This window comes from Ruminococcus flavefaciens (assembly GCF_900116855.1).
GTDB lineage: Bacteria > Bacillota > Clostridia > Oscillospirales > Ruminococcaceae > Ruminococcus > Ruminococcus flavefaciens_R.
The window spans coordinates 165,617-178,860 of sequence record NZ_UETD01000007.1 but is presented as its reverse complement, the minus strand read 5'-3'; the positions used below and the strand labels follow the sequence as shown (position 1 = coordinate 178,860).

Here is a 13,244-nt window from a genome sequence, read left to right as displayed (position 1 = left end):
GCCGCCTTTATCCGTAGGGGTATAGTTATACTACCTATGTCCTCAGAACGCCGTTATCGTTCCGCTATGTATCCAGAATAAAGAGGCAGAGCCGCAGCCCTGCCTCTTGTTTATAATCGGTCAATTACAAAGATGAATACAGCCAGTATCAGAGACAGACACAGCTCAAAGTGCAGTCTTTTTATATGCCGCTCTGCCCTTGCAAGTTCACCCTCATAAACAATATACGGTACATCTTTCATATCTCAGTGAAGTTATCCGTAATGCCGTAAGCATTCAGACGGCGTACAAGCTCCCCCTCTGCCGTTATCGCAGCCGCAGTGTATCCGAAAGGATTTTCACAGCCATGAACACAGTCCTCAAAGAACCTTATGGAAAACTCTGTTATAGTATTACCTGAGTCAATCCCTGCGAACCCTTCCCAGTTCTCTATACTTGCATATCTGCTTATAAGTCGGCGAAAAGCTGCACTGTTACGGTGTTTCTCATAGATGATTGCAAGCTCCTGAGGCGATACTATAAGCCTGTTTGTGAGTAGTGCATAATCTCCCTTGCTATCCTCTGCCTCAAAATCCTCACCATGCGGAAGGATAACATTATCAAATGCAGTTCCAAACTCTGCCGCTGCTGCCTTGACCTTATCAATGGCAGCCTCAGAAGCAGCCTTGCGTTCAAGGTCAAATTCTTCAATCTCTTTCTTTCGTCTTTCTACCGCTGCCGTTCCGTCCCTCACTGGTTCGACCTCTGGCAGCGCTCTCACTCTTGTATCAATTTCGCCCCATACAGCACGGCATTCATTAACCGCATTTACTGCCTTCTTGAAAGGGATACTCGAAAAATTAAAGTTAATAATATCTGTGTATGTGCTTTCCATGATTAATTACTCCTTTTCCTTATAAGCTCCCGTTGAAGGAATGAACCTTTTCAATTCCTCTGGAAGCTCAAATTCTGTTTTTTCAAATGGTAATGGGTATTTATCCATACTCTCACCATTGAGAAAAGCCTGCTTTCTTAACTCTCCTATTCTTTGTATTTCTGCATACTCCGCAGCTCGTTCCCGTTGTGCCTGCTCCGAATTATATTCCTCTGTCATAGCTTCAACAAGCCGCTCCACTTTTTTCACTCGTTCAGTGAACGCTGCATTATCCTTCTCGATACGCTTTGTATCTTCCAAAGCTTTGAGCCTTTTATTATAGTTCTTCACGTTGTCCACCTTCTTCCAAAGCTCGGAGACGTTTCTCAAAGTTTGCCGCCTCATAGTAACGCAGAGTGTGCCGCAGAATGCTGTCCGCAGCTTGTACTCTGATAGTCGCAGGCAGCTCTGTATTCGATATTGTATCCGACAATGTACTCACTGCAAGTTCAGAGGCAGCATTTAGTTCATCACTGATATTTCCGAACAGTCGCAGCCGTTCTTCTTCATAGCGCTTCCCTAAATCGCCCTTAAGCCTTTTGGTTATAGCCTGCGGAGATATACAAAGGACTTTCGCAGCTTTCCTTACAGAACCGCCTGCAAGTAAAGCTATTATTAATTCATCGTCTGAAATCTTCATGTTCTCCCCCTGTTTCGTACAACCTTCTTTGCCTTTATCAGCTCATGCCTTATCTGGTCTGCTCTCTGAGCTGCTTTAGTGCTGCTGTCGTATCGTTCTATTACCTCAACTTTTCCTTTCCATTCATCGGGGTAATACCTCATAACAATACGCCCATAACGATTTTTGTGTATCGTATACACTGCTATCACTCCTTTCTAAAATGGTTCTCCCCCTATACCCCCGTTCCAATATCACTTTCGTTTCAGTATCAATAACACTGTCGTTTCAATATCATATCAATAACAGTATCGTATCAGTATCAATATCAGTATCGGGTTTTTTGGGTTTTAAAAATAACCATTCGGTTATTAATAAACCGTTTGGTTATTTAAAGTCTTTTCCGTATGCAGGTATAGGGATATGATTATAACTGTTATTATCTTCTGTTTCCGTTTCATCTGAATTCTGAATTTTGGGTGGTCTACCGCCTTTTTTTCCGTTTTCAGTGTTTTTTTCGCAGCGCTCCCTATACTTTTCTTTATCAATATCAAGTTGAACCTTGATAAAAGAGAAGCATAATGACAATAAATCATCATTAAAATTCGGTATTTCTCCCCGTATCTCATAAGCAAATACAGCTCGAAGCAGCCGCCCTAACTGCTCATCACTGAGCAGTTGGACGTGCTGTTCAAGGTCATAATATAAGACAAAGCTCTTTTTCTCAGAACGTGCCATTATGAAAAACCGCCTTTTTTCAAGAATTTCTTTGCGCTCCTTGTAGCTTCCTTAGTGGAGTTTATACGATGTTCAGCGAACATAATAAAGCGCCTTACTTCATCATTATTCTTCGGAAGAAAGTAACCGCCTTTTGCGCTGTCTGGACTTGAACATATAACAGCACCTTTACACCGTGCTTCATAAATAAGCGCTCTGGCTTCTCGCTTACTGCAATTGAGTATAATTGCAAGCTCTGTCATAGTAATAGCGTTTTCTTCACCTACCGGAAGAAAATCAACGATATTAAACACGATAACGCCCCCTTATGTGAGTTTTGCGGATATAGGTTTTACAGCCTGCTCCGTATCGGTGTATAGTGATGTACAATTGAGGTATTCATCAAGACTATCATTGTTTACATAGATTTTATTACCTGCTCTTATTGCTTTTATAGTGCCGTCTAACGACCATTTGCGGATAATATATGCAGATAGTCCCGAACGCTCCGCTGTTGCATTAATAGGCAGCATAAGCGGTCTATAATCGTTTGTAGGTTTCATTTTTCCTCACTTTCTGTTGCACCTACTCCATAAAAGTGATATAATAGGAGCAGGCAGATATTTTGTTTGTGGTGAATAGGGTATTTGCTTTAACCTCTGACAGTTACAGCTGTTAGAGGTTTTTTATTTTGCCTGACTTGCAAGCTCGTTGATGATACGGCGAAAAGTCGCTTTTTCATCGTCTGGAAGCTCAAAACGTAATCTGCGAAATACTGTGTTTTCATGCACACCCATAACGGCAGCAACAGCATAAACAGGTATCTGCTTTTCTTTGAGCATTGCCCTTATCTCGGTATTAGCTTTCGGCATTGTTACACCTCCTTAAAAATATTTTGTGGTGGTAGTTGACAAATCATAACATATATGTTATGATTATTACACAACATAACACCACAACCACTATTTGCATAATAACACAGCTTTGGGTAAAAATCAAGAGTTTATGTTATGTAGTTGAAATAACATAACAAATATGTTAATTATTGGAGATGATACTAAATGAAGAATAACAAAAAACTTATAGGCACTCGTATAAATGCAGCTTTAGCAGATAGAAAAGTCTCTCAAAAGGAGCTGGCTGATTATCTGAAAGTTAAACCGAATGTGATTTCGTACTTTTGTAGCGGAGAGAGAACACCAAATACAGAGCAAATAATAATGATATCCGAATTTCTCGATGTTCCAACCGATTTTCTGCTTGGACGTACAAAAAGCTACAATAAAGATGAAAAATTCCGGGTTGCTGTTGATGTAACGGGATTGTCCGATGAGGCTGTAAAAACTATTGCAAGATTAAAGGAAGAAAACAAAGCAACTTGGACAGAAGACTTATTGAATAGTATTCTTATAAATGATAATTTTATAATGATCCTTTACTATTTGAACGAACTTTCAACTAAAGTCGATCTGAATAATCAGAATAAAGAGCCACCTTATTACGTTACTACAAAGGAAATAATCGAAACAGCACTTAATAAATACTTTGTTAAATTAGTTGACTCAATTATTGAAGAATACAAAGGCTGTGAAGAAAGAGATTTCAGAATAGCATATGAATTAGCGCTGAGTTTATATCGAAAAGGTAAATTGACAGATGAACAGTATCAACAAGTTCTAAGTGAATATGATAAAGGGAATTTTGAATTTGTTCCCGATGATTTCAATCTTCATGGAGGTGCAGATAATGGCTAACGTATCAGAGCGCAAAGACAAAAACGGTAATATCATAAGTTACCGCATACGAGTATCACGAGGCTATGACGGACAGGGAAACAAGCTCAAACCTTATGAAACAACATATAAGCCTGCTCCGAATATGACTAAAAAGCAGATAGAAAAGGAATTGTTAAGACAGGTCACACTCTTTGAGGAAGAATGTCGAAATGGAACGATCGGCACAGCTGCAAACATGAAACTCCGTGACTTCATTCCTCAGTATCTGGAAATAAAGAAAGGCTCACTCTCTCCCCGTATACACTTTGAGTATGAGCGAACCCTAAATGATGTTATTATCCCTGCTCTCGGTCACATCAAGCTCACAGAACTTCGCCCTGCACACGTTCAGGCTTTTGTCAATCAGCTTCAAGGCGATGTAAGGCGAAAGAAAAACGGCGAAATCGACGAAAATAACCCGAAATTATCCCCTGCGACTATACGCCGTAAATTGACGGTATTACAGAGCGTACTCACTCAGGCTGTGAAACTCGGTCTGATCTCACAGAACCCTGCTGACAGTAAACGCCTCACGCTGCCAAAGGTCACAACTCCCAAAATAGAGATATTCAGCAAGCAGGCAGCTGCAAGAATGCTTGAATGTCTTCAAGATGAGCCTTTACAGTTTCAAGTGCTTGTACAGCTTGCTATTATGAGCGGCTGCCGCTGCGGTGAATTATGTGCATTGAAGTTCTCTGATTTTGATTATGAGACCTGCAAAATGACCGTTGAACGTTCCGCATATAAGCTCAAAGGGCAGCCCATTGCCATAAAGCCGCCGAAAGATTATGAAGTCCGTACAATCACGTTAAATCCCCACTGTATAGAGCTTGTAAAACTCTTACAGGCAGAGAAGCGCCGCGAAGCTCAAAGACTCGGTACAGCTTGGAAAGGCTCGGACTGGGTATTCACACAGGCAAACGGCGAAATAATCAATCCACAGACTCCGACAGTACAATTCAGTAAATTCCTTGCACGTCACGGTCTGGAACATAAGAAGTTCCACGCACTGCGCCACAGCTCCGCCACACTCCTGTTATATGGCGGTGCAAACATCAAGACAGTACAACAAAGGCTCGGTCATGCTGACATAGTCACGACAAACAAGTATCTCCACGCTGTACAGGAAGCAGACGAACAGGCGGCGAACATCTTACAGGATATGTTCATCACTCAGAAAAAACACTCTGCGGAGCAGGCAGAACCGTCTATAATGCAGAAAATAGGATAACAGAAAAGGGACTCTCCAAAAATGGAAAGTCCCTGCTTTTTTATGCAATAGTGCCCTCGTAGTGCCCTATTCGTCTTTAGTAAAATAAATAAGCGTTCTCCCTTGTCAGGAAAACGCCTATTTATCGGTATTTGTTTTGGAGCTGATGATCGGACTTGAACCGACGACCTACGCCTTACCAAGGCGTTGCGCTACCGACTGTGCCACATCAGCAACCGACAAATAATATTATACAGCAATGGGAAGCAAAAGTCAATAGGGCGGCACATTATTTTTTATGTTAACTAAAAAAATCTGAAATTTTTTTCAAAAAAAGCTTGACAAGCGCTTCGATATCTGATATAATGTTAAAGCAGTCACGAAATGCGAGTGTGCTGGAATAGGCAGACAGGCACGTTTGAGGGGCGTGTGTCGAGAGACGTATGGGTTCAAGTCCCATTACTCGCACCAAGGAGCGGTTTAGGAAACTAAACCGCTTTTTTGTTTTTATATACCGGTTCCGAGGACGTTTGCCATATGGCAGACGCCTTTTTATTATGTGTGAAGATTGCTTTTCTCCCCCGTCTGTGGTATAATTTACAGTGAACGTACATTTACCCGAACGGAGTGATAAAATGGACATGAAGTACCTTAGGCTCCTTGCCAAGGAGTACCCTACAATAGAGAGCGCTGCCAGCGAGATAATCAATCTCTCGGCAATACGAAGTCTTCCCAAGGGAACGGAATACTTTTTCAGCGATATGCACGGTGAATACGAAGCCTTTCTGCATATGCTGAGAAGCGCATCGGGCATGATAAAAATAAAGATAGACCTTGTTCTCGGCAAGACCGTATCGGCTGCCGACCGTGAAAAGCTGGCGGAGCTCATATACTACCCCGAAAAGGAGATAAGCCGCCTGACCGTCAGCGGCGAGCTTTCCGACGAATGGAAGCGGCTGAGTATTTATCGTCTGATACTGGTATGCGAGACCGTATCGGCAAAGTACACACGCTCCCGTATCAGAAAGCGCATCCCCGAGGACATGGTATACATACTGGACGAGCTTCTCAACGTCACCGACGACGTTAACAAGGACTACTACTATGACGAGATAATCAGTGCAATAATCGACACAGGCATTGCCGAGACCTTTATAATCTCGCTGTGCAAGCTTATACAGTCGGTATGTATCGACAGGCTCCACATTATCGGTGACATCTTTGACAGAGGTCCCCGTGCGGACATCATTCTGGACGAGCTGATGAAGATGCACGACGTTGACATACAGTGGGGCAATCACGATATCTCATGGATGGGAGCTGCTGCGGGTAATCCCGTGCTCATCGCCAATGTCATACGCATAGCCATGAGGTACAACAATTTCGACGTACTTGAGGACGGGTACGGACTCAATCTCCGCGCACTGGCTGTATTTGCGGCAGAGACCTATGAAAACGACGACTGTGCGCTTTATATGCCCAACGCCCTCGATGATAACATCTACGACCCTGTTGACCTGAAGCTGGCAGCGAAAATGCACAAGGCGATAACCGTTATACAGATGAAGCTGGAGGGACAGCTCATTGCCAAGCATCCCGAATGGGAGATGTCCGACCGTGACCTTTTCGGCAGGACGGATTTTGTAAACGGCACTGTCATGGTAAACGGCAAGGAACACAGGCTTCTTGACAGAAGCTTTCCCACAGTCGACCCCAAGTCCCCCCTGTCCCTCACCGAGGGCGAGGCTGAGCTCATGAAGGTGCTGAAGGCATCGTTCCGACACAGCGAGAAGCTTCAGCGGCACATCCGCTTCATATACGCAAAAGGCGCCATGTACAAGACCTGCAACAACAATCTTCTGTTCCACGGCTGTATACCCATGGACGAAAACGGCGGGCTCCAAAGCGTGAGAATAAAGGGCGAAAGGTACTCGGGAAAGGCTCTGCTTGACAAGCTGGGCGAGCTGGTAAATCAGGCATATTTCAGCAGCGGCGAGGATAAGGAGTACGCAGGAGATTTCATGTGGTATCTGTGGTGCGGCGCAAGGTCCCCCCTTTACGGCAAGGACAAGATGGCGTTTTTTGAGAGAGGTCTCCTTGAGGACAAGTCTCTCCACACCGAAAACTACAACGCCTACTACACCTTCTCGGAAAAGGCTGAGGTCTGTATGTCACTGCTGGAGCACTTCGGACTTGACCCCGAAAAGGGACACATCATCAACGGTCACGTTCCCGTAAAGATAAAGAACGGCGAGAGTCCCATAAAGGCTGACGGAAAGCTCTTTGTCATTGACGGCGGCATTTCCAAGGCATATCAGTCCACCACAGGCATTGCAGGCTACACGCTCATTTATGACTCTCACAGTCTCAATCTTGCGGAGCACAAGCCCTTTGTGGCAGGCGAGAGCGGCAATACCCCCACTATCCGTCTTGTGGAGAAGCTGGACCGCCGTGCAAACATCTCCGACACCGACAAGGGCGAGGAGATACTGGACAAGATAAACGACCTGCGTATGCTTCTGGAAGCCTACAAGGCAGGCACTATAAAGTAAAAATCATGCCCCTGAGTGTTACAGATCGCTCAGGGGCATTTTATTATAATATAGAGAATAGTGATCAGTGAATAGTTATTGTGTTCAACTCTCAACTTTCAACTAAATCAGAAATACTATGGCTAAAGCTTCTGTATCTGTGACACGCCTGTGCGCGCCTTTTACTCGAACTCGTATTCGCCGTCGTAGTTCTTCTTGAACTCCTCAAAGACCTCGTTGAGAAGTACGTCATCGTCAACAGAAACAAAGTCGTCCTCGTCGGGAGTCTCACCGGGGATTATCTCCAGAATGACAACCTCGTCGTCTTCATCGTCCCACGGCAGAAGCACACCGTAAAGGTGTTCCTTATACTCGACAGTGCCGATTATCTCAAATGAGACCTCGTTGCCGTCATCATCCGTAAGGGTGATGTAGTTCTCTATCTCCTCTTCGTTTTCAAGCTCCTTATCGTTGATATCGCTCATAACAGCACCTCCGCTATAATAATATATCTCATTGTACCACATAAGCACTGAAATTGCAATACCCTATCGCTCCCTTAGCACAAGCACGGTCTTTATGCCGTATTGGCGGAATATCTCTATACAATCCCTGTCAATCATCTCTCCGCTGACCGCTATGGGCACCGCAGGCGGACAGGGCACCTTCACCGAGGCGCATATTCTCCCCTCTGCCGCTTCCACCGCTATCTCCTCCGCAGGCGCAAAGGCGGCTTCGCGGATGGCGCAAGCCATCCTCGGGAGCTTCACACTTATATCACGGTGTCCTTTTTCTCTCACAGAAGCTCCCGACACCGCGCTCTCAAGCGCGGTGCGAAGCCGCCGGAAGTCGCATTCATCGGAAAAAGGAGACATCAGCAGTACAAGCAGTTCATCGTCGGCGTATTCACACTCAACGCCGCTGCTGCGAAGAAGTTCTGCCAGCTCAGTGCCGCAGAAGCCGCTTTCGGCAGCTCTGACCGTAATGTGAAAGGGGTCTCCCTCTGCAAAGATCAGCCTTTCTGCGAAGCTGCTTTTCAGTTCTGCTATCAATGGCAGCGCCGCTGCAATGTCGCCTCGGATGTCCTCGGCGATATATCGGTTGCAAAGATCCAGTGAAGCAATGATAAGGTAGGACGGGCTTGTAGAGCCGAACAGGCTCATTGCCTGCTTCAGCAGCGGAGCATACTCCTCACGGGAGGTATGCAGCACAGCCGCTCCCGTAAGAGCAGGAAGCATTTTATGTGCAGAGTCGCAGCACAGATCGGCTCCCAGAGCTATGGGGTGAATATTCTTTTCAAAAAAGGCAAGATGAGCACCGTGAGCGTTATCCACTATGAGCCTTGCGCCGTAACGGTGACAGAGCTCCGCCAGCGCGGCGGTATCCGCCAGCCTGCCTGTGTAGTCGGGTGATGTGATGTAAAGGCAGGCTGGCTCAGTGGAGGCGGCAAGAGCCGCCTCCACGTCGGGCAGCGCAAGCTCGCCCGACAGGATACCGCCGCTGTAACGAGGGAGCACCCACTGCACATCAAGTCCCAGCAGCGCAGCAGCGTTGAGAAAGGCGCGGTGAACGTTTCTGGCAGCTATGATACGTCTTCCCTCCATCTTGATAATGGCGAGCATAGCCTGTATGCAAAGAGTGGAGCCGCCTGCGGAAAAGGCAGCGGCAGCGCTGCCGTAGAGCGTAGCAGTGTTCCTCTCGCTTTGGGCGATTATGCCGTCAGCCTCAAAGAGACTGTCCGCCCCTGCAATTTCGGTAATATCCAGCCTGAAAAGCTCTGCCAGTCTGTTTTCGGGCGACCTGCCCTTATGTCCCGGCATATGTGCGCGGAGACCGTTTTTCTCCGCATAATCAACAAGAAAGTCATAAACAGGAGTTTCCATAAAACCACCTCAAATATAGTACTGCAAGAATCTGTATAGCTTCAGCCTTGCACGGGACATGACAGCGCAAACCGCCTGAGAAGACACTCCAAGCTTTTTCCCGATAGTCACAGTGTCCATGTCCTTGAAATAGTATAGCATAATTATCTCTTTTTGTCTCGGGGTGAGCTCATTATTAATAATTTTTAACATCACACGGCGTACCCTTGACCCGTCCTCGTCGTCATTGAGACCGAGGATAAGCCTTATGCCCCTGTCGGCTTCGCCTGTGAATGAGTCAGAGTAGGTATCACGTTTTGCCACAGCCTTATCCCCTCCTGTACGAGGTAAGGTGCGAGATGACCTGCTGGAGCTCCCCATGCTCCTCATAAAGCAGACGTATGCGCCTGTCAAGGTCAAGCTCCTGAGCCCTGCGGCTGTCTCCGCATTCGAGAAGCTTCCTGCGGAGCTGTGAGAGCTCGGTGATACGCTGTCTGACCAGCGCGCGGCTGTGAGTGTAGTTGCTGATAAGTTCTGTCATGAAAATTGCCCCCTTAAAAATGAAATAAAGAAGCACGAAGCAGCTAAGGCTGCACCCTTGCGCTTTCACGCCGCAAGCGGAAACGGCGTCAGAAATAACGCAGGCAATGTTAAGATAGCTTTGCGAACTATTGTTCTATTCCTTGTATTTATATTATAGAACATCTGTTCTTGTTTGTCAAGGGGGTATTCACAATTATTTTTTCGTCCGACAATATCCGACAAGTGACAACAGTCACTTTTTTAGTTATATCCGTCATCTTGTCAGCTGCCGCTGTCCTTGATATAATATAGTAAAAAGGAGGGATTTCCATGAAAAGAACATTCTCACTCATCACCGCCGCAGCTCTCACACTCGGACTATTCTCCTGTGGCAGTCCGCACACCGCAAAAAATAGCAAGCCTGTACTCAACGACTGGCAGAAAGAGGTTCTTGCGGCAGAGGGGCTTCCCACGGAAGCCGACCAGCTGACAGACGCTCAGCTTCGCTCAATTCAGCGTATCTACGAGATGATAACCTACCTCAATGATAAGTATGACGAGGAGTTTATCTATGCGGGATACCTTGAGCCTGCGGCAAATCAGACGGAAACGCTGTTTGCTTATCCGCGCTTATTAGGCAATGATTACGGGAGAAACACCGTTACAGTCAAGGCAACAAAGGACGGTTTTACCGACGATTACAGTGACAGGTCGATAGTTGACTATGCTGAGGAAATGGCAAACGACTTTATGAAGGATTATTTTGATTCAGATCAGGTCATTGCATTTTTCAAAGTCAATGCCTGCGATATTAAGAAAAATGAGGTGGTAGATGGAGATTTTCAGTGGAAGCTTGGCGTTTCTGACATTATATTTGTAAATGAAGACATTTGCAATGCAGATCAGGTGGAAGAATTTGCTGTTAATTATGCAAAATGGCTTCATGAGCATGAATTGGATGGAAATCATAGGATAAATATTTTGCAGCATTATGATGTTAATAAAATAACATACGGTGAAATAGCTGACATGTATGATACAGATTATTATAAAGGGTATTTTAATTTTGGATTTGATTCAGATAAAAAAATGTATTACAATTTGAACATTTGAATGGAGAAAGAAACAGAAACGAATTTATAATTGAAGATTTTTTTGATAAAATCAAATAATATATTAAAAGGAGTATTTATATGATATTAAACGGAGAATATGTTGAAAGATTAACTGATGAAGAATTATGTATGCTTGAACAGCTTACATATCTTGATGAAATGGTTGCTGAGAAAGCATAAGAAAAAGGCGGACATTGTCCGCCTTTAGTCTTACTTGTTAAGTCCTGCTGTTACTTCGTCGTACTCCGCTGTTATCTCCTTATCGGGAGCCTTTGTGACGAGAGATACGATGATTATTGCAGCCAGTGCGCATACGAATGCGGGAAGAAGCTCATATATGGCAAGTACGCCGCCCATGGGAGCTATTGCGAACTTCCATACGAATACCATTACCGCACCGACAACGAGTCCTGCAATAGCGCCCCACTTGTTGGAACGCTTCCAGAAAAGGGCTGTCAGCATAACGGGTCCGAAGGTAGCGCCGAATCCTGCCCACGCGAATGAAACTACTCTGAATACGGAGCTGTCAGCGTCCCATGCAAGGGCTACGCCGAGAACTGCGATAACGAGAAGAACTATTCTTGCGGTGAGCATTGACACCTTGTCGCTCATCTTCACATTGAATACGCCCTTGAGTATGTTCTCCGACATCGAGGATGAAGCTGCAAGGAGCTGTGAGTCTGAGGTGGACATGGTGCAGGCGAGGATACCTGCGAATACCAGACCTGCGATGACGGCAAGTCCTGCATGGTGCTCGCTCATGTACTGTGCGATCTTGATTATTACCTTCTCGGAGTTGCTTCCGTCGAGAGCCTCAAGCTTGCCGCTCTTGCTGAGGGCGTTGCCGATAAATCCGATGAAGATAGCGATAGCCATTGAGATGACCACCCATACGGAAGCTATCCTTCTGGAGGTCTTTATCTTGTTCTTGTCCTTGATAGCCATAAAGCGGAGGAGGATATGAGGCATACCGAAGTAGCCGAGTCCCCACGCAAGGAGAGAAGCAATAGTAAGTGCGTTATACTTGTCAGCGCCGCCTGTCTCCACATTGTGGATATGGCTCAGTGAGAAGTAGCCCTTTATGGACTCAGCATTGTCGATGACCTTGTCGAAGCCCCCTGCGGAACTGATACCGAAGACAACTATACTGATAAGTGCCACAGTCATAACGATACTCTGGATAAGGTCAGTGGTACTTGCTGCAAGGAAGCCGCCTGTGCAGGTGTAGGAGATGATGATTATCGCGCTGACAATCATAGCAATGTGGTAGTCCCAGCCGAAAAGCGAGCTGAAAAGCTTTCCGCAGGCTGAGAAGCCCGAAGCGGTATAGGGCACGAAGAAGATGAGGATTATAAGCGCGGAAACTCCCATGAGCACCTTGCTCTTGTCCTTATAGCGCTGAGAGAAGAAATCGGGGATAGTGATAGCGCCGCAGTGCTGGCTGTAAACTCTCAGCCTTTTTGCGACGATGAGCCAGTTGAGGTATGTACCGACGGCAAGACCGATAGCGGTCCAGCCTGCCTCAGCTCCGCCTGTGAGGTAAGCGACTCCGGGGAGACCCATGAGGAGCCAGCTGCTCATATCGGAAGCCTCTGCGCTCATGGCAGTTACCAGCGGTCCCAGCTTACGCCCGCCGAGATAGAAGTCCCCGACGTTTTCGTTTTTTCTTGAAAAGCCGATACCCACCAGTACCATACCCACAAGGTAGGCGATTATCGTTCCAAGAATGATGATGTCTGTTGTGTTCATGACTTACTCCTTTTTGTAGATTTTTGGGGTAATAGCTAACTTTTATTATAGAACAATTTCAGAGCTTAGTCAATAAGGCGGAGCTGTTTTTTTGCTTATTTTCCGTCTTTTCGGAGCCCTCCCATGTCATAACTCACAAAAAGAGCCGTCCCGATTTGTGCACCGTGACAGCTTTTGGAAGTTGAGAGTTCAGAGTTTAGAGTTGACAGTTGAGGTGTCGCCTTCGGCGAC

17 protein-coding genes and 2 tRNA genes are annotated in these 13,244 nt (G+C 45.8%); 5 read left to right on the top strand and 14 right to left on the bottom strand.

What is annotated here, in order from left to right; genetic code table 11:
• Positions 1-238 precede the first annotated feature (238 nt).
• From DSZ37_RS08885 to DSZ37_RS08860, 8 genes are all read right to left on the bottom strand, one after another.
• Positions 239-874, bottom strand: a complete 636-nt coding sequence (locus DSZ37_RS08885; protein ID WP_109726548.1) for a hypothetical protein — start codon at positions 872-874, stop codon at positions 239-241.
• A 6-nt stretch (positions 875-880) separates the two neighbouring features.
• Positions 881-1,204, bottom strand: a complete 324-nt coding sequence (locus DSZ37_RS08880; RefSeq protein ID WP_109726547.1) for a hypothetical protein — start codon at positions 1,202-1,204, stop codon at positions 881-883.
• Complete coding sequence (locus DSZ37_RS08875; RefSeq protein WP_109726546.1) at positions 1,191-1,553, bottom strand: hypothetical protein; 363 nt, start codon at positions 1,551-1,553, stop codon at positions 1,191-1,193. The genes DSZ37_RS08880 and DSZ37_RS08875 overlap by 14 nt, the downstream gene beginning before the upstream one ends.
• Positions 1,550-1,735, bottom strand: coding sequence for a hypothetical protein (locus DSZ37_RS17500; protein WP_146198173.1), 186 nt, complete (start codon positions 1,733-1,735; stop codon positions 1,550-1,552). Before DSZ37_RS17500 ends, DSZ37_RS08875 begins: the two co-directional genes overlap by 4 nt.
• Positions 1,736-1,919: 184 nt before the next feature.
• Positions 1,920-2,270 carry a DUF6291 domain-containing protein gene (locus DSZ37_RS08870; RefSeq protein WP_109726545.1) on the bottom strand — a complete coding sequence of 117 codons (351 nt, stop codon included), beginning with the start codon at positions 2,268-2,270 and terminating at the stop codon, positions 1,920-1,922.
• A complete protein-coding gene (locus DSZ37_RS08865) occupies positions 2,270-2,563 on the bottom strand; it encodes a hypothetical protein (protein ID WP_109726544.1) in 294 nt (97 codons plus the stop codon). Before DSZ37_RS08865 ends, DSZ37_RS08870 begins: the two co-directional genes overlap by 1 nt.
• A gap of 12 nt (positions 2,564-2,575) precedes the next feature.
• Entirely contained in the window at positions 2,576-2,812 is a 237-nt protein-coding gene (locus DSZ37_RS17495) for a hypothetical protein (protein WP_146198172.1), read from the bottom strand.
• A gap of 123 nt (positions 2,813-2,935) precedes the next feature.
• Complete coding sequence (locus DSZ37_RS08860) at positions 2,936-3,121, bottom strand: hypothetical protein (protein WP_109726543.1); 186 nt, start codon at positions 3,119-3,121, stop codon at positions 2,936-2,938.
• Between the two features lie 189 nt (positions 3,122-3,310).
• Between DSZ37_RS08860 and DSZ37_RS08855 the strand changes: the two genes are divergently transcribed.
• Positions 3,311-4,003 carry a helix-turn-helix domain-containing protein gene (locus DSZ37_RS08855; RefSeq protein WP_109726542.1) on the top strand — a complete coding sequence of 231 codons (693 nt, stop codon included), beginning with the start codon at positions 3,311-3,313 and terminating at the stop codon, positions 4,001-4,003.
• A complete protein-coding gene (locus DSZ37_RS08850) occupies positions 3,996-5,255 on the top strand; it encodes a tyrosine-type recombinase/integrase (protein ID WP_181380283.1) in 1,260 nt (419 codons plus the stop codon). The genes DSZ37_RS08855 and DSZ37_RS08850 overlap by 8 nt, the downstream gene beginning before the upstream one ends.
• A 137-nt stretch (positions 5,256-5,392) precedes the next feature.
• Here the strand turns inward: DSZ37_RS08850 and DSZ37_RS08845 are convergent.
• Positions 5,393-5,468, bottom strand: a tRNA-Thr gene (locus DSZ37_RS08845).
• A gap of 152 nt (positions 5,469-5,620) precedes the next feature.
• Here DSZ37_RS08845 and DSZ37_RS08840 point away from each other — a divergent pair.
• Both DSZ37_RS08840 and DSZ37_RS08835 read left to right on the top strand, forming a co-directional pair.
• A tRNA-Leu gene (locus tag DSZ37_RS08840) sits at positions 5,621-5,705 on the top strand.
• Between the two features lie 164 nt (positions 5,706-5,869).
• Positions 5,870-7,786, top strand: coding sequence for a fructose-1,6-bisphosphatase (locus DSZ37_RS08835; protein ID WP_109726540.1), 1,917 nt, complete (start codon positions 5,870-5,872; stop codon positions 7,784-7,786).
• Between the two features lie 161 nt (positions 7,787-7,947).
• On the opposite strand, the gene DSZ37_RS08830 is transcribed toward DSZ37_RS08835, so the two are convergent.
• From DSZ37_RS08830 to DSZ37_RS08815, 4 genes are all read right to left on the bottom strand, one after another.
• Complete coding sequence (locus DSZ37_RS08830; protein ID WP_109726539.1) at positions 7,948-8,250, bottom strand: DUF1292 domain-containing protein; 303 nt, start codon at positions 8,248-8,250, stop codon at positions 7,948-7,950.
• A gap of 63 nt (positions 8,251-8,313) precedes the next feature.
• Entirely contained in the window at positions 8,314-9,648 is a 1,335-nt protein-coding gene (locus DSZ37_RS08825) for an aminotransferase class V-fold PLP-dependent enzyme (RefSeq protein WP_109726538.1), read from the bottom strand.
• A 9-nt stretch (positions 9,649-9,657) separates the two neighbouring features.
• The gene (locus tag DSZ37_RS08820; RefSeq protein WP_242978601.1) at positions 9,658-10,008 is read right to left on the bottom strand and encodes a sigma-70 family RNA polymerase sigma factor; all 351 of its coding nucleotides are present in this window, start codon (positions 10,006-10,008) and stop codon (positions 9,658-9,660) included.
• Positions 9,956-10,168 (bottom strand): hypothetical protein, encoded by a 213-nt coding sequence (locus DSZ37_RS08815; RefSeq protein ID WP_109726536.1) that lies wholly within the window; start codon positions 10,166-10,168, stop codon positions 9,956-9,958. Before DSZ37_RS08815 ends, DSZ37_RS08820 begins: the two co-directional genes overlap by 53 nt.
• A 311-nt stretch (positions 10,169-10,479) precedes the next feature.
• On the opposite strand from DSZ37_RS08815, the gene DSZ37_RS08810 reads away from it, so the two are divergent.
• A complete protein-coding gene (locus DSZ37_RS08810) occupies positions 10,480-11,262 on the top strand; it encodes a hypothetical protein (RefSeq protein ID WP_109726535.1) in 783 nt (260 codons plus the stop codon).
• Positions 11,263-11,474: 212 nt separating this feature from the next.
• Here the strand turns inward: DSZ37_RS08810 and DSZ37_RS08805 are convergent, their stop codons facing one another.
• Positions 11,475-13,013 (bottom strand): sodium/proline symporter, encoded by a 1,539-nt coding sequence (locus DSZ37_RS08805; RefSeq protein ID WP_109726534.1) that lies wholly within the window; start codon positions 13,011-13,013, stop codon positions 11,475-11,477.
• Positions 13,014-13,244: the final 231 nt, after the last annotated feature.